Raw genomic sequence first — 26,145 nt, 5'->3', positions numbered from 1 at the left:
TCGAACACGGACGTTGCCCTCGTGTTCCCCCGTACGTACCAACGACGGCGGGCGCAGGGGATCACGGGTGGTCCCGAAGATCCTTGCGGGTGGGGAACCGCAGCCCCGCTCTGCGCCGTCACCAACCTCAGCGGCATAGTGGGGGGTTGCACTCCACGCCTCGAAGCAGCAGGGGGATACACGACATGCGACCGATCCGACCGGCCTCCGCCGCCCCGAGCGGGCGAGCTTCCCGCCGCGGACCCCGGGTTCTGGCGGCCACCGGCCTGTGTGCGGCCCTCGCGCTGACGGCCGGGGCATGCAGCCCCGGTGAGGACGAGAGCGCGGCCAAGCCCACCGTCGCGGTGAGCGAGCCCGCCCCCGGCCCGGGCGGCATCAAGATCCCGGAGCAGTTGAAGGACAAGCTCAGGGAGCACGGCATCGACCTGGACAAGTGGAAGGGCGGTGCCTGGCGGGACTGGAAGAAGGACGACTGGCTCCGTGAAGCCGAGGACTTCATCAACCCGATCATCGAGGACCTGTGGGACCCGGACCGGATGCGGCGGGCCGAGCAGCCCGACCAGCCGGTCGCCGACCCCGACCTCGGCCAGGACCAGGGCGTCACCGACCCGACCCCGGTGCCCGTGCGGGCGCGGTCCGTCGAGGCCCCGTACCACCAGAGCGTGCCCGAGGCCGGCAAGGTGTTCTTCGACGGGCCCGAGGGCTCGATGGTCTGCTCGGCGACCGTCGTGAAGGACCCGGCCAACCCCGGCAAGTCCAACATGGTGTGGACGGCGGGCCACTGCGTGCACGCGGGCAAGAGCGGCGGCTGGTACCGCAACATCGCCTTCGTCCCGTCCTACAACGACGCCGGCGAGTCGGCAGCCGGGCTCAAGGACGCGACGCGCGACGAGGTCGCCCCGTACGGCGTCTGGTGGAGCGACTGGGCGCAGACCTCGGACCAGTGGATCGCCCAGGGCGGTCCGACCGGGGGTGCGGGTGCGCCGTACGACTTCGCGGTGCTGCACGTGACCCCGGAGAAGGAGACGGGCAAGTCGCTGGAGGAGACCGTGGGTTCGGCCCTCCCCGTGGAGTTCGCCGCCCCGTCGGTGCCGAAGATCGCGCAGATCACGGCCACCGGCTACCCGGCGGCCGCGCCGTTCGACGGCCAGCGGGCGTTCCAGTGCGCCGACCGGCCGGGGCGGCTGTCGCTGAACGCGACCGACCCGGTGATGTACCGCATCGGCTGCACCATGACCGGTGGTTCCTCGGGCGGCGGCTGGGTGGCCGCGGGACGTGACGGCGAGCCGGCCCTCGTGTCCAACACGTCGATCGGCCCGGTCTCGGCGGGCTGGCTGGCCGGTCCCCGGCTCGGCGCCGAGGCGAAGGCGATCTTCGGTGCGGTGAGCGGCAAGTTCGCCGGACGGTAGTCACGACGGGTCCGTGGGGGGGGGGGGGGGTCCCCCCCCCCCCCCCCCCCGCAACAGAGGCGAAGAGGCCCGGGCGCGAGGGGGGGGGGGGGGGGGGGGGTTCGGCGTCGGGGGGCGGGGCGGGGGTGGGCGACGAGCGCCGGAGGGGGGGGGGGTGGGGGGGGCCCCCCCCCCCCCCCCCCCCCCCCCCCCGGACCCCGCAGCGCGAAGGGCCCCGGCCCCCTGTGGTCAGGGGGCCGGGGCCCTTCGTGTCAGCCGGTCCGGCCGGGCGTCAGCCCTTGGCCGGTACGTACGGCGCCAGGTCGGCGGCCAGTTCGTCGTTGACCCGCGCCTTGAGGAGGGTGCCCTCCGGGGTGTGCTCCTCGGAGATCACCTCGCCCTCGGCGTGTGCCCGTGCGACCAGCCCGCCCCGGGTGTAGGGCACGAGCACCTCCACCTCGACCGACGGCCGGGGCAGTTCGGAGTCGATGAGCGCGAGCAGCTCCTCGATGCCCATGCCCGAGCGGGCCGAGACGGCGATGGAGTGCCGCTCGATCCGCAGCAGGCGCTGAAGCACCAGCGGGTCCGCCGCGTCGGCCTTGTTGATCACGACGATCTCGGGCACGTCGACCGCGCCGACCTCTCGGATCACCTCGCGCACCGCCGCCAGCTGCTCCTCCGGCGCCGGGTGCGCGCCGTCGACCACGTGCAGGATGAGGTCGGAGTCGCCGACCTCCTCCATCGTGGAGCGGAACGCCTCGACGAGGTGGTGGGGCAGGTGCCGGACGAATCCGACCGTGTCGGCCAGGGTGTAGACCCGGCCGGTGGGCGTCTCGGCCCGGCGCACGGTCGGGTCGAGGGTGGCGAACAGGGAGTTCTCCACCAGCACGCCCGCGCCCGTGAGGCGGTTGAGCAGCGAGGACTTGCCGGCGTTGGTGTATCCGGCGATCGCGACGGACGGGATCTTGTTGCGCCGCCGCTCCTGCCGCTTGATGTCACGGCCGGTCTTCATCTCCGCGATCTCCCGGCGCATCTTCGCCATCTTCTCGCGGATCCGGCGCCGGTCCGTTTCGATCTTGGTTTCACCGGGGCCTCGGGTGGCCATGCCGCCACCGCCGCCGCCACCCATCTGCCGGGACAGCGACTGACCCCAGCCGCGCAGTCGCGGCAGCATGTACTGCATCTGCGCGAGGGCGACCTGCGCCTTGCCCTCACGGGACTTGGCGTGCTGGGCGAAGATGTCGAGGATCAGCGCGGTCCGGTCGACCACCTTGACCTTGACGACGTCTTCGAGGGCGATGAGCTGGCCGGGGCTGAGCTCGCCGTCACAGACCACGGTGTCGGCACCGGTCTCCATGACGATGTCGCGCAGCTCACGAGCCTTGCCCGAGCCGATGAACGTGGCCGGGTCCGGCTTGTCGCGGCGCTGGATGACACCGTCGAGGACGAGGGCGCCGGCGGTCTCGGCGAGGGCGGCGAGCTCCGCGAGGGAGTTCTCCGCATCGCCGACGGTCCCCGAGGTCCAGACGCCCACCAGCACCACGCGCTCGAGGCGCAGCTGGCGGTACTCGACCTCGGTGACGTCTTCGAGCTCGGTGGAGAGGCCCGCGACACGGCGCAGGGCCGCACGCTCGGAGCGGTCGAACTGGTCGCCGTCCCGCTCTCCGTCGATCTCGTGGCTCCAGGCGACGTCCTCTTCCATCAGGGCATCGGCCCGAAGGCTCTCGGTGAAGCTCTGCGCGTCCTGCACGTCCTGCGCGTCCTGGGAAGCGGAAGAAGAGGAGGTCATTGGATCCTTACGTCGATACGAGTCTTCTGTGTCGGCTACAACGTGTGACGGCCCGGGAAGATTCCCGGGGCCCTGCTCCGGGCGGAGATCCCGTCCGGGCGGCGCCGCCGACCCGTCGATAGTGACATGCCCTTTCCACGGGCGTCACACCCTTTTCGCCGCCGACCACTCGGGGTGGCCCGGCATGGGCGGGGTCTTCTGCCCGTACAGCCAGGCCTTGAAGAAGGGCTCGAGGTCCCGGCCCGCGAGATCCGAGGCCAGCCGGACGAAGTCCGCGGTGCCCGCGACGCCGTCCTTGTGGTCGGCGACCCAGCGTCGCTCCAGCTGCTCGAAGACGTCGGTGCCGATCTCCTGCCGCAGGGCGTACAGGACCAGCGCGGAGCCGTCGTAGACGACGGGCCGGAACAGCCCGATCTTCTGGCCGGGCGGCGCGGGCTTCGGGGCGGCGGGCGGCCCGCCGGCCGCCCGCCACTGGTCGGAGCGCTGGTACGCCTCGCGCATGCGCCGCTCCAGGGAGTACTTCCCGAGCCCGTCCGCGTACAGGGCCTCGTACCAGGTGGCGTGGCCCTCGCTGAGCCAGAGGTCGGACCACGAGCGCGGGGTGACGCTGTTGCCGAACCACTGGTGGGCCAGTTCGTGGACCATCACCGCCTCGACGTACCAGGCGGGGTAGGCGGGCTCGGTGAACAGGGCGCTCTCGAACAGGGAGAGGGTCTGCGTTTCCAGTTCGAAGCCGGTACGTGCGCGGGCGATGAGCACGCCGTAGTTCTCGAAGGGGTAGCGGCCGACGCGTTCCTCCATCCACGCGAGGTGCCCGGGGGTCTTCGCGAGCCAGGGCTCGAACCGCTCCCGGTCGGCGGCCGGCACGACGTCGCGCACGGGCAGCCCGCCGGGGCCGGTCCGGTGCACGACCGCGCTCTTCCCGATGGACACCTGGGCGAGCTCGGTGGCCATGGGGTGCAGGGTCCGGTACGTCCAGGTGGTGGCGGCCCGGGTGCCGGAGCGGACCGTGGACTCGGGGATTCCGTTGGCGACCGCGGTCAGGCCGTCGGGGGCCGTGACGCGGATGGTGAACCAGGCCTTGTCGGAGGGGTGGTCGTTGCACGGGAAGACCCGGTGGGCGGCGTCTGCCTGGTTGGCCATGGCCAGACCGTCCTCGGTGGGCACCCAGCCGCCGTCGCCGCTGCCTCGCGGGTCGCTGGTGTGCTTGACGGTGATCCGGAGCGCTGCGCCCGGCGGGACCGGGTGCCCGGGTGTGAGCACGAGGTCCTCGCCGACCGTCTCGAACTGCGCCGGGGCGCCGTTGACCTCGGCCGATGCGACCGTGCCGTGGGTGAAGTCGAGGTTGATCCGGTCGAGGGGCCGGAGGGTGGTGGCGTCGATGGTGGTGACGGCGTCGAGCGGCCGGCTGTTGCTCGCGTACGTGAAGGAGAGGTCGTAGGCGAGGACGTCGTAGCCGGGGTTGCCGAGCCCGGGGAAGAGGGGGTCCCCGATCCCGAGGGCCGCGGGCGGCGGTACGACGGCGGCGACCAGGGTGAGCGACGCGGCGGCGAGCAGGGCGGCACGCAGGCGGCGGGAGGTGAGCTGCATGCATCACCGCTACCAGCGCCCGCGGCGCACCGGCGGACGGCGCGCGACGGCCCCACCCGAACGGGAGACAGTGCCGGGCCCGGGGTGACGTCAGGCGCGGCTGACGTCGTAGACGCCGGGGACCTCGCGCATGGCCCGCATGAGGGCGGGCAGGCCCGTCGCGTCGGGCAGCTGGACGGTGTAGGTGTGCCGCACCCGCTGCTGGGCGGGGGGTTCCACGGTGGCGGAGACGATATCGGCGCCTTCGCGGGAGATGGCCTCGGTGAGGTCGGCCAGGAGATGGGGGCGGCCGAACGATTCGGCGACCAGGGTGACGCGGCAGTCGGCGGTGGCCCGCCAGTGCACGGCGACGGACGTACGGCCGACCGACCGCATCCGCTCCACGGCGGCGCACTGCACTCGGTGCACGGTGACGGCGCCGCCGCGTACGACGAATCCGGCGACGGCGTCGGGCGGCACCGGCGTACAGCACCCGGCGAGCCGTACGGTCGCGTCGGGCAGGTCGGCGACGGCATTGCCGCCGCCCCCGCGCAGCGAGGTCATCGGCAGCGGGGCCCGGGGCGCGGCGGGGGGCGCGGCGGGCCCGTCGGGGTGGGCCTGGAGCCAGCCGCTGATGGCAATGCGGGCGGCCGGGGTGCGGGCGTGGTCGAGCCACTCGGGCGCGGGTCCGGAGGAGGCGTCCTGGCCGAGGAGCAGCTGCACGGTGTCGCCGTCGGCGAGCCGGGTGCCGAGGGCGGCGATGCGTCCGTTGACCCGGGCGCCGATGCAGCCGTGGGCGGCTTCGCCGTGCTGGGCGTAGGCGGCGTCGACGCAGGTGGCGCCGGCGGGCAGGCTGACGGTGGCGGGGCCCGGGCCGTCGGCCATGAAGACGGTGATCTCCCCGTCCTGGGCCAGTTCCGCGCGCAGGGAGGTCCAGAAGGTGTCGGGGTCGGGCGCGGACTGCTGCCAGTCCAGGAGGCGGGAGAGCCAGCCGGGGCGGGTGGGGTCGATGCGCTCGCCGGGGGCGGCGGGGTCGGCCGGGGCGGCGGTGTCGGCGGTGGCGTAGGGATTGCCGAGGGCGATGACCCCGGCCTCGGCGACGCGGTGCATGCGGTGGGTGCGGATGAGCACTTCCGCGACGGCGCCGCCGGTGGTGGCCACGGCGGTGTGCAGCGACTGGTAGAGGTTGAACTTGGGCGCCGCGATGAAGTCCTTGAATTCCGAGATGACCGGGGTGAAGCAGGTGTGCAGCTCGCCGAGCACGCCGTAGCAGTCGGCGTCCTCGGCGACGAGGACGAGCAGCCGTCCGAAGTCGGAGCCGCGCAGCTCGCCGCGTTTGAGGGCGATGCGGTGGACGGAGACGAAGTGCCGGGGGCGTACGTGGACCTCGGCCGGGATGCCGGACTCGCGCAGCACTGCGCGCATGGCGTCGGCGGTGGCGGGCAGCGGGTCGTCCTCGGTGGCCTGGGCGGCGATGAGGGCGCGGGTGTGCTCGTACTCCTCGGGGTGCAGGATCGCGAAGACGAGGTCTTCGAGCTCGGACTTGAGGGCCTGGACGCCGAGGCGTTCGGCGAGCGGGATGAGGACGTCGCGGGTGACCTTGGCGATGCGCGCCTGCTTCTCGGGGCGCATCACGCCGAGGGTGCGCATGTTGTGCAGCCGGTCGGCGAGCTTGATGGACATGACGCGGACGTCGTTGCCGGTGGCGACGAGCATCTTGCGGAAGGTCTCGGGCTCGGCGGCGGCGCCGTAGTCGACCTTTTCGAGTTTGGTGACGCCGTCGACGATGTAGCAGACCTCGTCGCCGAACTCCGCCCGCACCTGGTCGAGGGTCACGTCGGTGTCCTCGACGGTGTCGTGGAGCAGAGAGGCCGTCAGGGTGGTGGTCTCGGCGCCCAGTTCGGCGAGGATGAGCGTCACGGCGAGCGGGTGGGTGATGTACGGTTCGCCGCTCTTGCGCATCTGGCCGCGGTGCGAGGTCTCCGCGAGGAGGTACGCGCGGCGCAGGACGGCCAGGTCGGCGTCGGGATGGTGGGCGCGGTGGGCCTCGGCCACGTGGCCGATGGCGTCGGGGAGGCGGTCGCGGGAGGCCGGTCCGAGCAGCGCGGCCCGGCCCAGCCTGCGCAGATCGATCCTGGTGCGGCCGCGTCTGCGGACGGCGGGCCCGCTCAGGCGGAGCTCCGGGCCCGTGTCGGGGTTCGTGGCCTCTGCACTCATGGGGCACCTCCGGCATCGACCGGCGGTGACGGGCAGGGGGTGAGCCCTCTGGGCCGGTGTCTGATGTTACCGACCCCACCACGTGGCGCAGTCCGGCTCTCGCTCAGCGTGAACCGGATCACCCATTCGAGGGAAGCTTCAGCCGAAAGCCGTTTCGGTCAGCCAGTCGGGATCGATCTCGCCTTCGGCCACGATCACGGCGGGTCCGGTCATCTCGACGGAGCCGTCGGGCTGCTCGGTGATGACGAGGGTGCCGCCGAGGACGTCGACGGTGTACGTGACGGGCTGTCCGGTGACGGCGGGGTCGGTGCCGTCGCGGCGGGCGGTGGCGACGGCCACGGCGCAGGCGCCGGTGCCGCAGGAGCGGGTCTCGCCCGAGCCGCGCTCGTGGACGCGCATGGCGACGTGGCGCGGGCCGCGGTCGGCGACGAACTCGACGTTCACGCCGGTGGGGTAGGCGGCGGCCGGGCTGAACGGCGGGGCGGTGAGCAGGTCACCGGCCTCGGCGAGGTCGTCGACGAAGGCGACGGCGTGCGGGTTGCCCATGTTGACGTTGCGGGCGGGCCAGGTGCGGTCGCCGACGGAGACGGAGACGTCGCCTTCGGGGAGCAGGGCGCGGCCCATGACGACGGTCACGGCGCCGGTCTTGTCGAGGTGGGCGCGCTTGATCCCGCCGCGGGTGGCGACGGCGATGTCGCCGGCTTCGACGTGGCCGGCGTGGTGCAGGTAGCGGGCGAAGACGCGGACGCCGTTGCCGCACATCTCGGCGACGGAGCCGTCGCTGTTGCGGTAGTCCATGAACCACTCGGCCTCGGCTGCCATGTCCTGCGCCTCGGGGTGGGCGGCGGAGCGGACGACGTGCAGCACACCGTCGGCACCGATGCCGGCGCGCCGGTCGCACAGCCTGGCGACGGTCGCGGGCGCGAGGTCCACGGCGTTGTCCGGGTCCGGAATGATCACGAAGTCGTTCTCGGTCCCGTGGCCCTTGAGGAAGGAGAGGTGTGTGCTCGTCACCCGGCCATGGTACGGGGACGGGCCGCGGCGGCGCCGGGGCGCCCGGTCCGTGGACGGCGGCCCGGTCGGCGGGGGCCCGGCGGAGGCGAGGGGTCCGGCGGAGGGGGCCAGCGGAAGCGAGGGGGCTAGCGGAGGCGGGCGACGCGCAGGACGGCGAGGAAGGCGACCGCCAGGACCACCGCGGCGTACAGGGCGACGATGCGCCAGTCGGGGCGGGTGCCGGAGCCGCGGGCGGGCAGGCCGGGCCAGGTGTAGCCGACGCGGCGGGCGGCCATCATGCCCCAGCCGCCGGCGCAGCAGCTGATCAGCAGGCCGAGCATGGCCACGACCGCGCCGCCGTCGCCGAACTCGAAGGCGAGGGGGAAGGCGAACATCAGGGAGCCTGCGGCGGCCAGCATCACGATCGGGGCCAGCTGCCAGATGCGCAGCTTGCGCTGTGGCCGCAGCTCGACCTCGAACTCGGGGACGGGTTCCTCGTGCTCGGGGCCGTCGGGGCTGAGCCGGTCCGAATCGGCGGGCAGCCCCAGTACGGCGGGCACCGCGGGGACGGCAGGAAGTACCGACTCCGGATCCCGTCCGGTGCCGTCGCGCCCGGTGTCTCGAGGGCCGGCCTCCATCGCCACGTGCCCTCCCCACTAGGACTTCGCTTCGCCGAGTTTGATGATGGCACGCCCGCGGACCCCCGACGGGCGTCCGGAGCGTCCCGATGCCATCACGTGATCAGGCTGTAACCGCTCGTTCGACCAACGACTGCGCGAGTCCGGCCAGTTCCCCACGGTCGGCGGCGGCCCCGCTGAGCCAGTGGACCCGCGGGTCGCGGCGGAACCACGAGTCCTGCCGGCGGGCGAAGCGCTTGGTCGCCCGTACCGTCTCGGCGCGCGCCTCGTCCTCGGTGCACTCCCCCGCGAGGGCGGCCAGCACCTGCTGGTAGCCGAGGGCGCGGGAGGCGGTGACGCCGTCGCGCAGCCCGCGGGCCTCCAGGTCGCGGACCTCTGCGACGAGTCCGGCCTCCCACATCCGGTCGACCCGCAGGGCGATGCGCTCGTCCAGTTCGGGGCGGGCGACGTCGACGCCGATCTGCACGCAGTCGTAGACGGATTCGGGGCCGGGCAGGTTCGCGGTGAAGGGGCGGCCGGTGATCTCGATGACCTCCAGCGCGCGGACGATGCGGCGGCCGTTGCTGGGCAGGATCGCCTCGGCGGCCGCCGGGTCTGCGGCCGCGAGCCGGGCGTGCAGGGCGCCGGGGCCGCGCAGGGTCAGCTCCTCCTCCAGCCGGGCGCGCACGGCCGGGTCGGTGCCGGGGAACTCGAGGGCGTCGATCGCCCCGCGCACGTAGAGGCCGGAGCCGCCGACCAGCACCGGCGTGCGGCCGGCGGCGAGCAACCGGTCGATCTCGGCGCGGGCCAGCCGCTGGTACTCGGCGACGCTGGCGGTCTCGGTGACGTCCCAGACGTCGAGGAGGTGGTGCGGGATCCCGCCGCGCTCCTCGGTCGTCAGCTTCGCGGTGCCGATGTCCATCCCGCGATAGAGCTGCATGGAGTCGGCGTTGACGACCTCGCCGCCGAAATACCGGGCGAGGGCGACGCCCAGATCGGACTTTCCGGCCGCGGTGGGGCCGACGACGGCGATGACCCGCGGTGCGGGAGCTGCAGTTCTCACCGACCCAGTCTCGCAAACACCCGGGCCACTACCCGAACGAGCGACGTGACGCCCCGTGAGCGGGGTCGTTGCCCTTGCGAGGTTCCGTCGGCCCGGCGAGCGGCCGACCCCTGGGGCCGGCCCGGCCGGCCCAGTACGCCGACGCGGAACTTCGGCCGCACGAGTAACGTTATGGGAGTAGACATGGGCGTGTTTGCACGGTTTCGCCGCAAGGCCAAGGACGCCGTCGAGGCAGCTGCCGAGGAGGCCCCGGCCCCGGATCTGACCGCAGAGCCGGAAGCTGCCGAAGACGAGGCGGCTGCCGCCGAGGGGGCCGCGACGACGGAAGACGTGGAGATCCCGAAGCAGCAGTCGGCGGAGGAGGCGGCGGACAGCGAGGCCGGCGAGGGCGCCCGCAGGTAGGTATCCGCCAAGAGAAGGTGACCCATGGGCCTGCTGGACAATCTCAAGGCCAAGCTCGCGCCGGCGAAGGACAAGGTCGGCGACCTCGCGCAGCAGCACGAGGGGACGATCGGCGAGCGCCTGGACAAGGTCGCGAAGGCCGTGGACTCCAAGACCAAGGGCAAGTACAGCGGTCAGATAGCGAGCGGCACGGGGAAGGCGAAGGACGCCCTGGGCAAGATCGCGCACAAGGACGACCCGAGTGGCCCCGGCACCACTCCGGGCACCACCCCGGGCAGCGGCCCGGGCAGCGGCCCGACGGCCCCCTGACGCCGACGCGACGCCGTCCACGGCGAAAGGGGCGCGGGGAGTGACCCCGCGCCCCTTTCCCGTTTCTGTTCGCCGCCCTCGCGGGCTAGGACCAGGCGGCCACGAAGTAGCCCACTCCGTACGGCGCGTCCTCGAAGAGCAGTCGGCCGTCGAGGCCGGCTGCTTCGGCCGCGCCCGCGAGCACCTGCCAGGGCGCGCGGCCCGCGGCCTGCACCGCGGAGGCGAGCTCCGCGTCGACGGCCGCCAGCGCCGCGGTGTCCGCCGAGCCCAGTGCACGGGCGGCCGCCGCGTCGAAGGGCGCGGCTCGCTCGTCGAGGTAGCCGGGGGCCTTGAGCGTGCGGCAGGCGCTGCCGTCGCCCATCACCAGGAGCGCGACGCGGTCTGCCCGGTCCGCGAGTTCGCGGCCCGTCGCCAGGCACGCCTCGGTGGACAGGTCTTCGGCGACGCCCAACCCCTCGACGGGGGCGGCCGACCACGCCGTGTGGTCGAGCAGCCAGGCGGCCACGACCAGGGAGGCGGGCAGGTCGCGGCCTTCCGGGCTTTCCCCGGCCGGCTCGGCTTCCTTCCCGGGCCCGGGGGCCGCGCCCAGGACCACGTCGGCGGCCACGCCGAATCCCCGCAAGGAGCCGCGGGCGCCCTGCGGGTGCGGTCCGCGGCCCTGCGGTCCGGCGGGCCCGACCACGACCAGCAGGTCGGGCCGGGACGCGGCGAGGACCGCGAGGGCGTCGGAGCATGCGGTCCGCGCGTCGGCGAGTTCTTCGGCCGCCCCGGCCGCGACCTGCGGCACGAGCAGGGGCGGGCACGGGCATACGGCAGCGGCTACGAGCATGATCCGCAGCGTAGTACGCCTCGGACGGACCCGGGATCCGGCAGCGCGCCCGGCGCGGATGCCGTTCCGCACCGGGCTGCGCCGGTCTCAGGGCACGGCGTCCTCGGGCGGCTGCGGATGCGACTGCTGCGGATGCGACTGCTGCGAGTCCCAGACCAGCTCCGCCGCCCGGAACACCAGGTGGTGGGTCGAGGTCCGGTTCGAGATCCGTACGTAGTACGAGCCGTCCAGCCGCCGGTAGATCTCCCGCCTGCGCTCACGGAAGATCAGGTCCGGCCCGGCGGTGTGCGCCGCCTGCAGCAGCGCCTGCTCGGCCTCCTCGCGGGAGCCGTCGAGCGTCGCGACGGTCTCCGCGTGCCCCGAGTCGTGCATGGCCGTCGCGTTCGTCGAGTGCTGCGTGATGATCCACTGGCCCATGCTCCGGTCCCCCCGGTGATTGCTGTCAGTTGATGGAGCAACCACCCGTGGCGGCGGGCAGCGGTGCGGGTACGCCGATGGCCGGCAGGCCGAGCATAACGCCGGCGGGCTGCGCCGGGGCGGCGTTCCGCTTCTCCCAGGCGTCGCCCGCGCGGGTGCGCCGGACCCGGGTCGTCGGGCCCTCGGCGAGCAGGTGGTGCGGCGCGGCGTACGTGATCTCGACGGTCACGACGTCGCCGGGGCGGACCTCGGTCTCCGGCTGGGTGAAGTGGACCAGGCGGTTGTCCGGGGCGCGGCCGGAGAGGCGGTGCGTGGCCCCGTCCTTGCGGCCTTCGCCCTCCGCGACCATGACCTCCAGGACGCGGCCGACCTGCTTCTTGTTCTCCTCCCAGGAGATCTCCTCCTGGAGGGCGACCAGGCGCAGGTAGCGCTCCTGGACGACCTCCTTGGGGATCTGGTTCTCCATGTCGGCGGCCGGGGTGCCGGGGCGCTTGGAGTACTGGAAGGTGAAGGCGTTCGCGAAGCGGGCCTCGCGGACCGTGTGCATCGTCTGCTCGAAGTCCTCCTCGGTCTCGCCGGGGAAGCCCACGATGATGTCGGTGGAGATGGCGGCGTGCGGGATCGCTGCGCGCACCTTCTCGATGATCCCGAGGAACCGCTCCTGCCGGTACGAGCGGCGCATGGCCTTCAGGATCGTGTCCGAGCCGGACTGCAGCGGCATGTGCAGCTGCGGCATGACGTTCGGCGTCTCGGCCATCGCGGCGATGACGTCGTCGGTGAAGTCGCGCGGGTGGGGCGAGGTGAAGCGGACCCGCTCCAGGCCCTCGACCTGGCCGCAGGCGCGCAGCAGCTTCGAGAAGGCCTCGCGGTCGCCGAGGTCGGAGCCGTAGGCGTTGACGTTCTGGCCGAGCAGGGTGATCTCGGAGACGCCTTCGGAGACCAGCGTCTCGATCTCGGCGAGGATGTCGCCGGGCCGGCGGTCCTCCTCCTTGCCTCGCAGGGCGGGGACGATGCAGAACGTGCAGGTGTTGTTGCAGCCGACGGAGATCGAGACCCAGGCGGCGTAGGCGGACTCGCGGCGGGTCGGCAGGGTGGAGGGGAAGGCCTCCAGCGACTCGGCGATCTCGATCTGCGCCTCTTCCTGGATGCGGGCGCGCTCCAGGAGGACGGGCAGCTTGCCGATGTTGTGCGTGCCGAAGACCACGTCGACCCACGGGGCCCGCTTGACGATGGTGTCGCGGTCCTTCTGGGCCAGGCAGCCGCCGACGGCGATCTGCATGCCGGGCCGCTTGGTCTTCATGGGGGCGAGGCGGCCGAGGTTGCCGTAGAGCTTGTTGTCGGCGTTCTCACGCACCGCGCAGGTGTTGAAGACGACGACGTCCGCGTCCCCGTCGGCGCCCTCGGGCGCGCGGACGTAGCCCGCGCCCTCCAGGAGACCGGAGAGCCGCTCGGAGTCGTGCACATTCATCTGGCACCCGTAGGTGCGCACCTCGTACGTCTTCGTCACCTGTCCAGGGTAAAGGGGCCCGACCGTGACATGTGCCGCGGCGGCTGGCAGGATCGCGAGCATGCCCCCCGCACTCCCCCGGCTCCCCCGGTTCCGGACCAGCAGGCGTCGCGCCCTGCTGGGCGCGGTGGCCGGATTCGCTGTGTTCGGCCTCCTGCTGTGGTGGCTGGTGCCGGCCGGGAAGCAGGAGCCGCAGGGGCCGCTGACCTTCAGCACCGGTGCGCGCACGGGCGTCTACCAGCTCTACGGCGAGCTGCTGGAGCAGGAGCTCGCGCACGACCTGCCCAAGGTGGACGTCACGCTGCTGAGCAGCGAGGGGTCCCGGCAGAACCTGCAACGCATCGCGACGGGGCAGGCGGACTTCACCATCGCCACGGCGGACGCGGTCTCGAAGTACCGCCAGGACGACCTGCCCGGCGCCGACCGGCTGCGCGGGTGCGCGCGGCTGTACGACGACTACGTCCAGCTGGTGGTCCTCAACCAGGCCCGGATCGAGTCGGCGAAGGACCTGCGCGGCAAGCGCGTGGCCATCGGGCAGCCGGGGTCGGGGGTGCGGCTGATCGCCGAGCGGCTCCTCGCGGCGGCGAAGCTGGACCCCGCGACGGACATCACACCGGTGTCCATAGGGATCGACACGATGCCGACGGAGCTGGAGGCGGGCCGGATCGACGCGTTCTTCTGGTCGGGAGGCCTGCCCACGAACCCCGTGAAGGCGCTGTCGGAGCGCACCAGCATCCGGCTGGTGCAGCTGGGCGACCTGATCAAGGAGCTGCAGCGGAGCGGGACCCCGGCCCGGTACTACAGGGCCGCGGTGGTGCCGCAGGAGGCGTACCCGCGGGCGCAGAACGGCTCGGGCGTCCCGACGCTCGCGGTGCCGAACCTGCTCGTCACCACGGACCGCACGGACGCGGACCTGACCGAGGCGCTGACCCGGACGGTGATCGGCAGCCGTGACCGGATCGGGCTGGACGTGCACGCGGCGCAGCTGGTGGACCTGCGGACGGCGATCTACACGGATCCGCTGGAGCTGCACGAGGGCGCGGCGCGCTACTACCGGTCCGCGAAGCCGTAACCCCGGCGGGACGCGCTGCCGTACGCCCGGGCGGAAGTCCGTCAGGCGGGCAGCAGCTCTACGGCGGCGGCTGCCGCGCCGATGAGGCCCGCGGAGGTGCCGAGTGCGGCCGGGACGACCGTGAGGCCGCTCACGAAGGACAGCGTCGCGTACGACGCGAGGTGTGCGCGCAGCGGACCGAAGAGCACGTCCCCGGCGGTGGCGACGCCTCCGCCGACGACCGCGATGTCGGTCTCGACCAGCGTGGCGGTGGCCGCGATCGCCGCGGCCAGGGCCCGCCCGGCGCGGTCGAAGGCGGCCCGTGCGACCGGATCGCCCTCGCGGGCGGCCTGGGCCACTCCGGCGGCCGTGGGGTCGGCGCCGGTCCAGCCCTGGGCGAGGGCCCAGCGGGCGATGGCGGTGCCGGACGCGATGGATTCGACGCAGCCGCGCCCGCCGCAGGCGCACGGGTCTCCGTCGAAAGCCACCGAGATGTGACCGATGTGGCCCGCGTTGCCGGTGGGACCCGGGTGGAGCCGGCCGCCGAGGACCAGGCCGCCGCCCACGCCCGTCGAGACGACCAGGCACAGCGCGTTGTCGTGGCCGCGGGCCGCGCCCAGCAGGTGTTCGGCGGCCGTCATGGCCACCCCGTCCCCGACCAGGACGGCGGGAACGTCCGCGCCGTGCCGGACCAGCTCCGCCGAGGTGCGGGCGAGTACGGGGAAGTCGCGCCACGCGCCGATGTTGACCGGGCTGACCGTGCCCCGGGACGCGTCGACCGGGCCCGCGCTGCCGATGCCGCAGCGCTCGACGGAGGACCACAGCGGGTCGGCCGCGAGCTCGGCGACGACGGCCGCGACGGCCGCCATGACGGCCTCGGGGCCGGTGCCGCGCGGGGTGGGGCGGCGCGCTCCGGCGCTCATCGTCCCGTCCGGGCGGACCAGGGCGCCGGCGATCTTCGTACCGCCGATGTCGATGGCCACGGTGGTCCCGGCGGCGGCGCCGAAGGTGGCGCGCGGGGTGGGGACGGTGGAGGCGGGGGTGGTCACGGGGTCTCCTGAGGACGGTCGGAATCAATATGCGCGCGCCGGCGGGGCGGTGCTCCCGCGGGGCTCGAGCCGCGGCAGCTCGCCCTCCACGGCACGCGGCGGGGTGCCCGACAGCACGTCGAGCAGTTCGCGGGCGGCCAGCCGGCCGAAGCCGGGGGTGTCCCGGACGAGGGCCGTCAGCGGAGGGTGGGTGACCCGGCAGAGCAGCGAGTCGTCCCAGGCCAGGATGGACAGCCGGTCGGGTACGGGGATCCCCCGGCCGGCCGCGACGGCCAGCCCCGCCACCGCCATCACGTCGTTGTCGTAGACGATCGCGGTGGGCGGCGCCGGGGAGTCGAGCACCTCCCGGGTGGCCCGGGCGCCCTCGGCGTCGGAGTAGTCGGTGACGACGGAGCGCACGTCCCCGGGATCCAGGCCGAGCCGGGCCGCCTCCCTCTCCAGGGTGCGGATCCGGCTGTCGGTGTGGGCGAGTTCGGGCAGCCCGGCGACGTGCACGATCCGCCGGTGGCCCAGCGCGTGGAGGTGTCCGAGCACGCAGGCCATCGCGCGGGCGTCGTCGGCCCAGACCGAGGAGAGTCCGGGCGGCTGCCGGGTCTCGCCGATCGCGACGGCGGGCAGGCCGAGCGAGGCGAGCAGCGCGGGGCGCGGGTCCTCGGTGCGGGGGTCGACGACGAGGACGCCGTCCACGCGGCGTTCGGCCCACCAGCGCCGGTAGAGGGCGCACTCCTCCTCCAGGGATCCGGCCACCTGGAACAGCAGGGCGGTTCGGGCCTGCGCGAAGACCTCCTGGATACCGGAGACCAGCTGGAGGAAGAAGGACTCGACGCCCAGGGTCTGCGCGGGCCGGGCGAGGACCAGGCCGACCGCTCCGGCGCGTTCACCGGACAGCGCGCGGGCCGCGCTGTTGGGCTGCCAGCCCAGTTCCTCGGCGAGCCGGCGGATCCGGGCCCGGGTGTCCGGGGAGACGCCCGGCCGGTCGTTGAGCGCGAAGGACACGGCGCTCTGCGACACCCCGGCCCGGCGGGCGATGTCCTTGATGGTGGGTCTGCGCGGCATGGCCTCGTCCTCCGGTCGGCAGGGGCCCCTTGTGCCCGCAGAGCTTAAGCGCTTTAGTACCGGCAGTCCCCGGGTGGCGGCACTCCGTTTCATCCGGACCCGGGACGTCCGCCGACGTCCCGGTGCGTGAACGGGCATCCTCGGGCGCCCCCGGGCATCCCCGGGCGTCCCCGGACGAGGGAGCGGCGGATGGCGGACAGGCACGGGACGGACGACGGGCCCACGGACGACGGGGGCGACGCGCGCGACGCGTACGCAGGCGTACGGGAAGCGGGCGGGCGGGACGCGCGCGGCCGGGACGCAGGCGGCCAGGATGCGGGCAGACCCCGGGCGGACTGGCCCCGGGCGGACGCCGGTGACCGGACCGGCAGGACCCTGCGCTTCGGCGTGAACTACACCCCCTCCCAGGGGTGGTTCCACCACTGGCTCGACTTCGACCTCGACGCGGTGCGGGCCGACCTCGACTCGGTCGCCGCGCTCGGCCTCGACCACGTCAGGGTCTTCCCGCTCTGGCCGCTCTTCCAGCCCAACCGCACCCTGATCCGGCCGCGCGCCGTGGCACAGCTGGTGCAGCTCGCGGACGCGGCCGCCGAGCGCGGTCTCGACGTCGCCGTGGACGGGCTGCAGGGGCACCTGTCGAGCTTCGACTTCCTGCCCGCGTGGACCCGGACCTGGCACCGGCGCAGCATCTTCACCGACCGGGAGGTGGTCGCGGCGCAGGAGGAGTACCTGCGCACGCTCGCCGTGGCCCTGGCCGGGCGGCCGAACTTCCTGGGGATGACGGTCGGCAACGAGATCGACCAGTTCGCGGACGACCCGCACCCGGACCCCGACCGGATCACCCGCGACCAGGCGGGCGCCTGGCTGCAGCGGATGCTCGCAGCGTGCGAGGCGGGGGCGCCGGGCCGGTTCCACCTGCACGCGGGGTACGACGCCGTCTGGTACCGGGACGGACATCCCTTCACCCCGGGCCACGCGGCCCGGCTGGGCGCGGCGACCGCCGTCCACTCCTGGGTGTTCAACGGCACGGCGCAGCGCCACGGCCGTACCGGTACGGCCACCGAGCACCACGCCGCCTATCTGATCGAGCTGTCCAAGGCCTGGGCGGCGGACCCCCGGCGTCCGGTGTGGCTCCAGGAGGTCGGCGCCCCGGCCCCGCTGATCGGTCCCCGGCACGCGGCCGCCTTCGCCTCCGCGACCCTGGCCAACGCGCTGGACTGCCCGGACGTATGGGGCGTGACCTGGTGGTGTTCGCACGACGTCTCGCGCGAGCTGGCCGACTTCCCCGAGCTGGAGTACGGCCTCGGACTGCTGGACAACGACCGGAAGCCGAAGCCGGCGGGCGAGGCCCTGGCGCGGATCGCCGGGCAGTGGCGCGGCCGCGCCCACCACCCGGCGCCGCGGACCACGGCCCTGGTCCTCGACGTCGGGGGTGCCGAGGCCGCGCCGGGCCGGTCGGTGTGCGCCCCCGGCGGTGTGTTCTTCGAGGCCTGGGCCCGGCTGACCGCGTCCGGGGTCCGCCCGGCCGTGGTCCTGGCCGACCGGGCGGACGACCGGGCGCACCTGGCCGCCCGCGGCATCACGGCGCTGGTCACCCCGTCCGAGGCCGGCTGAGCGCCCCGCGCGCGGGGTGCCGCCTCGCACGTGTCCACCCGTTCCACCCGTCGGATTCCGTACCCGTACGGCCCGTTCCGGTTCCACTGCCCGTACACGTCCCGCTGCCGCTCCCGTGCCTGTCAACCGTCTCCTTTCGCCCTCCCCTTCCGAGGAGTCACGCATGCCCGCGACCGACCACGGCGGCGACGCCCGCCGCCCGTTACCTCCGACCCGCCGCCGGCTGCTGGCCGCCGGGGCGGGGGCCGCCGCCGCGCTGTGCACGCCGGGCGCCGCGCGCGCCTCCGGCGGGTCCGCGGACCCGGGCCGGGTGCCGCCGCCGGACCTCGCGCCGTACGCCTCGTACTGGTTCCCCGACTCGCTGCCCCAGGGCACCCCGGGACCCGGCATCGTGTGGCGGTCGCTGAAGGAGTGGGCCCCCGAGTCCGATCCGGACCTCGCGTACAACACCGCGAGCGTTCCGCTCGCCGAGCGGTTCACGCCCGTCCCGCTGCACGCCGGTGCCCGCGCCGGCCAGGCGGGGATCGCCTCGCTCGTGTCGTTCGGGGGGACCGCGGGCCATCCGGCGCAGGGCGCTCCGACCGCCGACTTCTACGCGTTCGGGCACTGGGCGTACATCGACGAACTGGTCTTCTGGGGCGGCTCGTCGGGCGAGGGGATCATCCTCGCTCCGACCGCGCCCGTGGTGGACGCGGCGCACCGCCACGGGGTGCGCGTGCTCGGCAACGTCTTCCTGCCGCCCGTGGCGTACGGGGGCGACCTGCGGTGGACGCGCGAGCTGGTGCAGCGCGACGCCCTGGGCCGCTACCCGCTGGCCGAGAAGCTGGCGCAGGTCGCACGGGCGTACGGCTTCGACGGCTGGTTCGTGAACGCCGAGACCGACGGCGGCGACGGTGAACTGGCCGGCCGGATGCGCCGGTTCCTGCGCGCGCTGCGCGCGGCCGGGGAACCGGAAGGCCTGCGGATCACCTGGTACGACGCGATGACCGCGTCCGGCCGGGTGGCCTGGCAGGGCGCGCTCAACGAGCACAACCGCGCGTTCTTCGAGGACCGCGCCGGGACGGTCGCGGACGGCATGTTCGTCGACTTCCGCTGGACGGCGAAGAGCCTGGCCGCGTCCGGCGCGCTGGCGGACCGGATCGGCCGCAGCCGGTACGAGCTGTGGGCGGGGGTGGACGTCGAGTCCCGGGGCTGGGACTCCCCGGTGGACTGGGAGGCGTTCGTGCCGCGCGGGCGCGGGCACGTGACCGGCTTCGCCTTCTACCGCCCCGAGTGGACCCGCAACCACCTCGCCGACCGCAGCCCGGGGGCCTTCCACGCGGCCGACGACCGCTTCTGGACCGGCGCCGGCGGGGCCCCGTACGGTCCGGGCGAAGTAGGCGACGCGGCCGGCGCAGGCAGTGTCGGCGGCGCAGACGGCGCGGGCGGTCCAGCGGCCCCGGCCGGCTGGCTGGCGCCCGCCGCGGTGGTCGCCGACCGGTCCACCGTCACCGCGCTGCCGTTCGCGACCAGCTTCAACACCGGCCACGGGGAGCGCTGGTACGAGCGGGGCAACGTCGCCTCGCCCGCGCCCTGGAACCACCTCGGCCTCCAGGACGTGCTGCCGGGACGCCGCCGGGCGGTGCCGTCGGGCGGCCCGCAGCCGTCCGTCACCCTGGACTTCGCGGACGCCTGGCGCGGCGGCTCCAGCCTGCTCGTCGAGGGGGAGGCGAGCATGCCGGCGACCGTGGAGCTGTACGCCACCCGGCTGCCGCTCTCCCTGCACACCGTCCTGGAGCTCACCCACAAGACCGTGGCCGGGGCGGTCACCGTGGAGGTCGGCGTGGCGACCCGGGAGGCGGCGGGTCCCGGAGAGCCGGTCCCGTACACCTGGCTGCCCGCCGGGGCCCCGGGCGCGGGCCGCGGCTGGCACACCCGCCGGGTGCCGCTGGCCGCGCTCGCCGGGACGACCGCGCACGGGCTGGCGGTCCGGCTGACGGGGCGCGGCGGGCAGCCGGTGCGCTGGCGGCTCGGCGCTCTTGCGGTCCGGAACGCCGCCGTGCGTCCGTCCGCACCGCCGGTCCTGCGGGTGGACGCGGCGGCCCGCGAGGGCGCGACGGCGGCTCTGCGGCTTTCGTGGACCCGCTCCCCCGGCCCGGTCCGCCACTACGAGCTGCACCGGGTGCTGCCGGACGGCGGCCGCCGCTTCCTCGGCGGCACGAGCGGTACGGCCCTGTACGTGCCGGGGGTCGCGCGGGCTGGCCGCGAGCGCGCCGCGCTGTTCGAGGTGCGGGCGGTGGGCGTGCTGTACACGGCCTCGGGCCCGGCGCGCACGGCGTACGCCTGGTAGCGGTCCGGCAGCCGCGCGCCCGCGCCCTGCGGGCGCCCGGTCAGGCTCCGGGCGGAGTGCGGGGGACGGCGACCGTGACCCGGAGGCCGTGCGGCGGGTTCGTCTCGTACGAGAGGGACCCGCCGCTCTTGGCGAGCAAGGCACGGGAGATCGACAGGCCGAGCCCGGATCCCTTGACGTTCTGGTGCCGGCCGCTGCGCCAGAAGCGGTCGCCGATGCGCTCCAGCTCCTCTTTGGTCAGGCCCGGTCCGCGGTCGCTGACCACGACGGTGGCGCGGAGCCCCTCGACCCCGACGCCGACCGTGACCTCTTCTCCCGAGGGGGTGAACTTGAGCGCGTTGTCGATGACGGCGTCGAGCGCGCTGGACAGCGCGATGGGATCGGCCCACCCGGTGACGGCGGCCAACCCGGTTCCGGTCAGCCGTACGCCCTTCTCCTCGGCGTACGGGCGCCAGGCCGTGACGCGTTCGCCCGCGAGCGCGCCGATGTCGACGAGGGAGGTCTCGGCGGAGGCGTGCTCGGCCAGGGCCAGGTCCAGCAGGTCGTCGAGCACCTGGGCCAGCCGCTTGCCCTCCGTGCGCACCGAGGCGATTTCCTCGTTGCCCTCGGGCAGTTCCAGGGCGAGCAGCTCGATGCGCAGGAGCAGCGCGGCGAGGGGGTTGCGCAGCTGGTGCGAGGCGTCGGCGACGAAGGCCCGCTGCTGCTCCAGCACTTCTTCGACGTTGTCGGCCATCTCGTTGAACGAGCGGGCCAGGCGCCGGAGTTCCGGCGGGCCACCGGAAGCCGCGACGCGGGAGTTGAGCCGGCCGGTCGCGATGTCGTGCGTGGCCGCGTCGAGGATCCGTACGGGCCGCAGGACCCAGCTCGTCAGCCGCAGGGCCGCGCCGAAGGCCACCAGCATCGCGGCGGCGAGCCCGGCGCCGATGAGCAGCCACCCGCTCAGGATCCGGGACCGCATCTGCCCGGTCGGCGAGTCGGTGACCACGACGGCGACGACGTCTCCGTCCAGGACCACCGGGGAGGCGACGACGAGCCGGCCGTGGTGCTGCCAGGGCCACACCTGGGGCGGGTCGTGGCTGCGGCGGCCGGCGAGTGCCTCCTCGAAGGCGCGGCGGCCCTGCCCGGTCTCGGGGAGGTTCCACCAGCCGGGGGCCCTGGCCATGGCGTTGTCGTCGCGGAGGAAGACGCCGGCCCGGATCCCGTACAGCTCCTGATAGCGCGCCAGCTCGAACTGGAGGGTCTCCCGGCGCTCGTCGGTGCCCTCGGATCCCCTGGCCTCCGCGTCCTTGACGAACTGCGCGAGCGCCGCGAACCGCGCGGTGTCGTCGATCCGGTCGACGACGACGTGCTGCTGCTGGGCGGCCGCGAGGCTGACCGCGAGCGGGAAGCCGAGCGCGAGCAGCACGCCCGCCATCAGGATGACGAGCAGGGGGAGCAGCCGGGTGCGCACCGCGGGAGGCCGTCAGGGGGCGGAGGTCGGGGCGACGAGCCGGTAGCCGACGCCGCGGACCGTCTCGATGAGCGCGGGCATGCGCAGCTTGGAGCGGAGCGAGGCGACGTGCACTTCGAGCGTGCGGCCGGTCCCCTCCCAGCTGGTGCGCCAGACCTCGCTGATGATCTGCTCCCGGCGGAAGACGACACCGGGCCGCTGGGCGAGCAGCGCGAGCAGGTCGAACTCCTTGCGGGTGAGCGGTACGTCGACGCCGTCGACGGTGACGCGGCGGGTGGGCAGCTCGATGCCGACCGGGCCGAGGCGGACCACGGTGCCGGTGGCCTGGCCGGGGTCGTCGGCGCCCGCGGTGCGCCGGCTGACGGCGTGGATGCGGGCGAGCAGCTCGCCGGTGTCGTACGGCTTGACGACGTAGTCGTCGGCGCCCATGTTCAGCCCGTGGATCCGGGAGCGCACGTCGCCGCGCGCGGTCACCATGATCACCGGGGTGGCGGTGCGCTTGCGGATCTTGCCGCAGACCTCGTAGCCGTCCTGGTCGGGCAGGCCGAGGTCGAGGAGGATCACTCCGAAGGGCGGTGCGGAGGGCGGGGCTCCGGCGGGCAGCAGTGCCTGGAGCGCCTCTTCGCCGCTGCGGGCGTGCACCACCTGGAAGCCGTGGCGCGCGAGGATCGCGGACAGGGCCGCCGCGACGTGGTCGTCGTCCTCGACGAGCAGAAGTCTCACAGGGGTCCCCCTCTCCGGATGTGTTCTTGCTCCGGCCCTCACCTGGTCACGTAAGGGCCACCATGCATCCACGCTGATGAAGAGCCCCACGTCAAGGGGGTTCCGCTCCGGCGCGTCTTCCGTTATGCACCCGGTACGAGTACACGGCCCGCGTTCACACAGAGTGCCGGGCCGAGGCCGTATCGTTATGCTCAATTCTCGCTCAGATGTGATGACGCTGCGCTCACGGTCTCACTACTGTCCTTCCAACCGAGGAGGACGGAGCAAGAAGCCGATGAGCGGAGTATCAGTGGACAAGGGCACGAACGACGCGGCGCCTGTCGCCGACAGCCTGGTCGTACTGAGCAACGTCAACAAGCATTTCGGCGCGCTGCACGTGCTCCAGGACATCGATCTGAGCATCGCCCGCGGCGAGGTCGTGGTCGTGATCGGCCCGTCCGGATCCGGCAAGTCGACGTTGTGCCGAACCATCAACCGCCTGGAGACCATCGACTCCGGCACGATCACCATCGACGGCAAGGAACTGCCGTCCGAGGGACGTGAACTGGCCCGGCTGCGCGCCGACGTCGGCATGGTGTTCCAGTCGTTCAACCTCTTCGCACACAAGACCGTGCTGGAGAACGTCACGCTGGGTCAGCTCAAGGTCCGCAAGGCGGACGGTCCCGCGGCGATCGAGAAGGCCCGTGCCCTGCTCGACCGCGTGGGCGTGGGCAGCCAGGCGGACAAGTACCCCGCGCAGCTCTCGGGCGGCCAGCAGCAGCGCGTGGCGATCGCCCGCGCCCTGGCCATGGACCCGAAGGTGATGCTGTTCGACGAGCCCACCTCGGCGCTGGACCCGGAGATGATCAACGAGGTCCTGGAGGTCATGCAGCAGCTCGCCCGCGAGGGCATGACCATGGTCGTCGTCACCCACGAGATGGGATTCGCCCGGTCGGCGGCCAATCGGGTCGTCTTCATGGCCGACGGCAAGATCGTCGAAGAGGCCACGCCCGAGCAGTTCTTCAGCAACCCCCGCAGCGACCGTGCGAAGGACTTCCTTTCGAAGATCCTGCACCACTGACCGTTCCTTCTGGTACTGATCCGGTCAGCAGTATGCGCAACGTCAACAACGTCTCACCCGAGGGAAGTTCACCATGAAGGTTTCCAAGGCCGGCGCGGCGGCCGCCGCGGTCGTCGCCCTCGCCCTGACTGCCACCGCGTGTGGCAACGGCGACGACAAGGGCTCCGCGGGCGGCGACTCGGTCGTCGTCGGCATCAAGTTCGACCAGCCGGGCCTCGGCCTGAAGACGCCGGACGGCAAGTACACCGGCTTCGACGTCGACGTGGCGAACTACGTGGCCAAGGAGCTCGGCTACAAGAAGGTCGAGTTCAAGCAGGCCGTCTCGGCCGAGCGCGAGAACCTGATCAAGAACGGTGACGTCAAGTTCATCGTCGCGAGCTACTCGATCAACGACAAGCGCAAGGCGGAGGTCGACTTCGCGGGTCCGTACTTCCTGACCCACCAGGACCTGCTGGTCCGCGCCGACGACAACTCCATCACCAAGCCCGAGGACCTCAACAGCAAGAAGCTGTGCTCGGTCGCCGGCTCGACCTCGGCTCAGAACGTCAAGGAGAAGCTGGCCCCCAAGGCCGACCTGCAGCAGGTCGGCGGCTACTCCGAGTGCCTGACCGGTCTGGAGAACAAGTCCGTCGACGCCCTCACCACCGACGCCTCCATCCTGGCCGGCTACGCCGCCCAGCCCGCCCACCAGGGCAAGTTCAAGCTCGTGGGCCTGTCCATGAGCGACGAGAACTACGGCATCGGTCTGAAGAAGGGCGACAAGGAGCTCCAGACCAAGATCAACGCCGCCCTGAAGAAGATGGTCGACAGCGGTGAGTGGGAGAAGGCCGTGAAGGCCAACTTCGGCCCGGCGAACTACAAGAACGAGCCGGCCCCGAAGATCACCGAGGGCAGCTGACCGAAACGGTGCGGCGCGCCGCCGGCCTACCACCGGCGGTGCGCCGCACCGGCCATCCTGGGGAGAGCGCAGGGCAATCGTGTTCGACTTTCTAGACAATCCGCAGTACGACGTGCTCGGCGCCTTCTGGGTGACGGTGCAGCTCACCGTCTACTCGGCCATCGGCTCCCTGATCTGGGGCACGATCCTCGTCGGAATGCGGGTCAGCCCCGTTCCGCTGATGCGGAGCTTCGGCACCGGCTACGTCAACGTGGTGCGCAACACCCCGCTGACGCTGGTGATCGTTGCCTGCTCGCTGGGCCTGGGCTCGACCCTCGGCATCGAGCTCGGCGGCGACACCTTCGAGGAGAAGGGCTTCCGGCTCGCCGTCCTCGGCTTCATCGCGTACACCGGAACCTTCGTGTGCGAGGCGCTGCGCTCGGGCATCAACACCGTCCCGCAGGGCCAGGCCGAAGCCGCTCGTGCGCTGGGTCTGAACTTCTTCCAGGTGCTGACCCTCATCGTGCTGCCGCAGGCGTTCCGCGCGGTGGTCGCGCCGCTGGCGAACGTACTGATCGCCCTGACCAAGAACACCACGGTGGCGGCCGCGATCGGCGTCGCCGAGGCGGCCCTGCTGATGAAGGAAATGATCGAGAACGAGGCCGACGCGCTCTTCGCCGTCTTCGCCGTCTTCGCCTTCGGGTTCATCGTTCTCACCCTCCCGACCGGACTGATCCTCGGCTGGGTGGCCAAGCGAGTGGCGGTGAAGCGATGAGCTCCGTGCTGTACGACACGCCCGGGCCCAAGGCCCGGCGGCGCAACCTGATCACGGCGGTCGTGTTCGTCCTCGCCTGCGCGGCGGCACTGTGGTGGATTCTGTCCGTCATGGCGGACAAGGGCCAGCTGGACGCGGACAAGTGGAAGCCGTTCGTAGCGGACGGACAGATCTGGACGACGTACCTGCTGCCCGGCCTCGGCGAGACGCTCAAGGCCGCGGCGCTCGCGATCGTGATCGCCCTGCCGGTGGGTGCGCTTCTGGGCATCGGCCGGCTCTCCGACCACGCGTGGGTACGGGTCCCGGTCGGCGCGGTCGTCGAGTTCTTCCGGTCCATCCCCGTGCTGATGCTGATGATCTTCGGCAACCAGCTGTTCGTACAGTTCACGAACGTCAGCTCGGACGTCCGCCCGCTCTACGCGGTGGTCACCGGCCTCGTGCTCTACAACGCGTCGGTCATCGCCGAGATCGTCCGGGCCGGCATCCTGTCCCTCCCGAACGGGCAGACCGACGCGGCCAAGGCGATCGGCATGCGCAAGGGCCAGATCATGCAGTTCATCCTGCTCCCGCAGGCTGTGACCGCCATGCTCCCCGCGCTGGTCAGCCAGCTGGTCGTGATCCTCAAGGACACCGCACTCGGCGGCGCCGTCCTGGGCATCGGCGACCTGATGTCGCAGTACCGCACGATCCCGGCCAACTACGGCGCCAACACCATCGCCACGCTCGTGGTGATCGCGCTGATCTACATCGCGGTGAACTTCGTCCTCACGACCTTCGCCTCCTGGCTCGAGAAGCGGCTGCGCGCCTCGAAGAAGAGCACGGGCGCGGTCCTGCACCCGGAGGACGTCGAGGAGATGTCGGCGACCCCCGGTCCGGCCGGCCCCGCCTCCGGACCGGTCGACAAGGCCTGACCCGGACTCAGGATGCAGAAGTGACCCGTGTGGTGGGGGGGGGGGGGGGGGGGGGGGGCGACCGCGGGGGGGGGGCGCCCCCCCCCTGCCAACCGCCGGCGCCTCCCATCCCCCGCAGAAGCAAGAAATAGCGAGTCGGGAGTGCGTGTT

The 26,145-nt window shown here is 73.1% G+C and carries 23 protein-coding genes; 10 read left to right on the top strand and 13 right to left on the bottom strand.

The window, feature by feature from the left end; translation table 11 throughout:
- Positions 1 to 185: 185 nt before the first annotated feature.
- Positions 186 to 1,409 (top strand): trypsin-like serine peptidase, encoded by a 1,224-nt coding sequence (locus ACZ7H1_RS22945; protein WP_470789144.1) that lies wholly within the window; start codon positions 186 to 188, stop codon positions 1,407 to 1,409.
- Positions 1,410 to 1,680: 271 nt separating this feature from the next.
- Here ACZ7H1_RS22945 and hflX read toward each other — a convergent pair whose 3' ends face one another.
- The 6 genes from hflX to miaA form a co-directional block, all read right to left on the bottom strand.
- Entirely contained in the window at positions 1,681 to 3,177 is a 1,497-nt protein-coding gene (hflX, locus tag ACZ7H1_RS22940; RefSeq protein WP_470789142.1) for a GTPase HflX, read from the bottom strand.
- A 144-nt stretch (positions 3,178 to 3,321) separates the two neighbouring features.
- Complete coding sequence (locus tag ACZ7H1_RS22935) at positions 3,322 to 4,767, bottom strand: M1 family metallopeptidase (protein WP_470789141.1); 1,446 nt, start codon at positions 4,765 to 4,767, stop codon at positions 3,322 to 3,324.
- A 90-nt stretch (positions 4,768 to 4,857) separates the two neighbouring features.
- Complete coding sequence (locus ACZ7H1_RS22930; RefSeq protein WP_470789139.1) at positions 4,858 to 6,963, bottom strand: RelA/SpoT family protein; 2,106 nt, start codon at positions 6,961 to 6,963, stop codon at positions 4,858 to 4,860.
- Between the two features lie 138 nt (positions 6,964 to 7,101).
- Positions 7,102 to 7,977 (bottom strand): diaminopimelate epimerase, encoded by an 876-nt coding sequence (gene dapF / locus ACZ7H1_RS22925; RefSeq protein WP_470789138.1) that lies wholly within the window; start codon positions 7,975 to 7,977, stop codon positions 7,102 to 7,104.
- Positions 7,978 to 8,102: 125 nt separating this feature from the next.
- Complete coding sequence (locus tag ACZ7H1_RS22920; protein ID WP_470789241.1) at positions 8,103 to 8,594, bottom strand: hypothetical protein; 492 nt, start codon at positions 8,592 to 8,594, stop codon at positions 8,103 to 8,105.
- Between the two features lie 103 nt (positions 8,595 to 8,697).
- The gene (gene miaA / locus ACZ7H1_RS22915; RefSeq protein WP_470789136.1) at positions 8,698 to 9,636 is read right to left on the bottom strand and encodes a tRNA (adenosine(37)-N6)-dimethylallyltransferase MiaA; all 939 of its coding nucleotides are present in this window, start codon (positions 9,634 to 9,636) and stop codon (positions 8,698 to 8,700) included.
- Positions 9,637 to 9,819: 183 nt separating this feature from the next.
- On the opposite strand from miaA, the gene ACZ7H1_RS22910 reads away from it, so the two are divergent.
- A complete protein-coding gene (locus ACZ7H1_RS22910; protein WP_470789135.1) occupies positions 9,820 to 10,038 on the top strand; it encodes a gliding motility protein in 219 nt (72 codons plus the stop codon).
- Positions 10,039 to 10,062: 24 nt separating this feature from the next.
- Positions 10,063 to 10,347, top strand: coding sequence for an antitoxin (locus tag ACZ7H1_RS22905; protein WP_470789134.1), 285 nt, complete (start codon positions 10,063 to 10,065; stop codon positions 10,345 to 10,347).
- A gap of 85 nt (positions 10,348 to 10,432) precedes the next feature.
- Here ACZ7H1_RS22905 and ACZ7H1_RS22900 read toward each other — a convergent pair whose 3' ends face one another.
- From ACZ7H1_RS22900 to miaB, 3 genes are all read right to left on the bottom strand, one after another.
- Entirely contained in the window at positions 10,433 to 11,176 is a 744-nt protein-coding gene (locus ACZ7H1_RS22900) for a class III extradiol dioxygenase subunit B-like domain-containing protein (protein ID WP_470789133.1), read from the bottom strand.
- A gap of 87 nt (positions 11,177 to 11,263) precedes the next feature.
- Positions 11,264 to 11,593: a hypothetical protein gene (locus ACZ7H1_RS22895; protein ID WP_470789131.1), complete on the bottom strand. Its 330-nt coding sequence runs from the start codon at positions 11,591 to 11,593 to the stop codon at positions 11,264 to 11,266.
- 25 nt (positions 11,594 to 11,618) lie between these two features.
- Positions 11,619 to 13,100 carry a tRNA (N6-isopentenyl adenosine(37)-C2)-methylthiotransferase MiaB gene (gene miaB / locus ACZ7H1_RS22890; protein ID WP_470789130.1) on the bottom strand — a complete coding sequence of 494 codons (1,482 nt, stop codon included), beginning with the start codon at positions 13,098 to 13,100 and terminating at the stop codon, positions 11,619 to 11,621.
- Positions 13,101 to 13,161: 61 nt separating this feature from the next.
- Between miaB and ACZ7H1_RS22885 the strand changes: the two genes are divergently transcribed.
- Positions 13,162 to 14,172, top strand: a complete 1,011-nt coding sequence (locus ACZ7H1_RS22885; protein ID WP_470789129.1) for a TAXI family TRAP transporter solute-binding subunit — start codon at positions 13,162 to 13,164, stop codon at positions 14,170 to 14,172.
- A 41-nt stretch (positions 14,173 to 14,213) separates the two neighbouring features.
- Here the strand turns inward: ACZ7H1_RS22885 and ACZ7H1_RS22880 are convergent, their stop codons facing one another.
- Both ACZ7H1_RS22880 and ACZ7H1_RS22875 read right to left on the bottom strand, forming a co-directional pair.
- Positions 14,214 to 15,134, bottom strand: coding sequence for an ROK family protein (locus tag ACZ7H1_RS22880; protein WP_470789239.1), 921 nt, complete (start codon positions 15,132 to 15,134; stop codon positions 14,214 to 14,216).
- A 90-nt stretch (positions 15,135 to 15,224) separates the two neighbouring features.
- Complete coding sequence (locus ACZ7H1_RS22875) at positions 15,225 to 16,256, bottom strand: LacI family DNA-binding transcriptional regulator (protein ID WP_470789128.1); 1,032 nt, start codon at positions 16,254 to 16,256, stop codon at positions 15,225 to 15,227.
- A gap of 189 nt (positions 16,257 to 16,445) precedes the next feature.
- Here ACZ7H1_RS22875 and ACZ7H1_RS22870 point away from each other — a divergent pair, with 189 nt between their 5' ends.
- Together ACZ7H1_RS22870 and ACZ7H1_RS22865 are read left to right on the top strand one after the other, a co-directional pair.
- Positions 16,446 to 17,870 (top strand): glycoside hydrolase 5 family protein, encoded by a 1,425-nt coding sequence (locus ACZ7H1_RS22870; protein ID WP_470789126.1) that lies wholly within the window; start codon positions 16,446 to 16,448, stop codon positions 17,868 to 17,870.
- Positions 17,871 to 18,033: 163 nt separating this feature from the next.
- Positions 18,034 to 20,199 (top strand): endo-beta-N-acetylglucosaminidase, encoded by a 2,166-nt coding sequence (locus ACZ7H1_RS22865; RefSeq protein WP_470789124.1) that lies wholly within the window; start codon positions 18,034 to 18,036, stop codon positions 20,197 to 20,199.
- 40 nt (positions 20,200 to 20,239) lie between these two features.
- Here the strand turns inward: ACZ7H1_RS22865 and ACZ7H1_RS22860 are convergent, their stop codons facing one another.
- Together ACZ7H1_RS22860 and ACZ7H1_RS22855 are read right to left on the bottom strand one after the other, a co-directional pair.
- On the bottom strand, positions 20,240 to 21,649 hold the full coding sequence (locus ACZ7H1_RS22860) for a sensor histidine kinase (RefSeq protein ID WP_470789123.1): 1,410 nt from the start codon (positions 21,647 to 21,649) through the stop codon (positions 20,240 to 20,242).
- A 12-nt stretch (positions 21,650 to 21,661) separates the two neighbouring features.
- Positions 21,662 to 22,372 (bottom strand): response regulator transcription factor, encoded by a 711-nt coding sequence (locus ACZ7H1_RS22855; protein WP_470789121.1) that lies wholly within the window; start codon positions 22,370 to 22,372, stop codon positions 21,662 to 21,664.
- 274 nt (positions 22,373 to 22,646) lie between these two features.
- Between ACZ7H1_RS22855 and ACZ7H1_RS22850 the strand changes: the two genes are divergently transcribed.
- From ACZ7H1_RS22850 to ACZ7H1_RS22835, 4 genes are all read left to right on the top strand, one after another.
- Complete coding sequence (locus tag ACZ7H1_RS22850) at positions 22,647 to 23,432, top strand: amino acid ABC transporter ATP-binding protein (RefSeq protein WP_470789120.1); 786 nt, start codon at positions 22,647 to 22,649, stop codon at positions 23,430 to 23,432.
- 73 nt (positions 23,433 to 23,505) lie between these two features.
- Positions 23,506 to 24,330, top strand: coding sequence for a glutamate ABC transporter substrate-binding protein (locus ACZ7H1_RS22845; protein WP_470789119.1), 825 nt, complete (start codon positions 23,506 to 23,508; stop codon positions 24,328 to 24,330).
- Between the two features lie 79 nt (positions 24,331 to 24,409).
- Positions 24,410 to 25,084, top strand: a complete 675-nt coding sequence (locus ACZ7H1_RS22840) for an amino acid ABC transporter permease (protein ID WP_470789117.1) — start codon at positions 24,410 to 24,412, stop codon at positions 25,082 to 25,084.
- Complete coding sequence (locus tag ACZ7H1_RS22835) at positions 25,081 to 25,995, top strand: amino acid ABC transporter permease (RefSeq protein ID WP_470789116.1); 915 nt, start codon at positions 25,081 to 25,083, stop codon at positions 25,993 to 25,995. Before ACZ7H1_RS22840 ends, ACZ7H1_RS22835 begins: the two co-directional genes overlap by 4 nt.
- Positions 25,996 to 26,145 lie beyond the last annotated feature (150 nt).

It is taken from the genome of Streptomyces sp. NPDC037401, from assembly GCF_055602345.1.
Note: the sequence above shows the minus strand (reverse complement) of the source record. Positions and strands in the feature narration are given on the sequence as shown.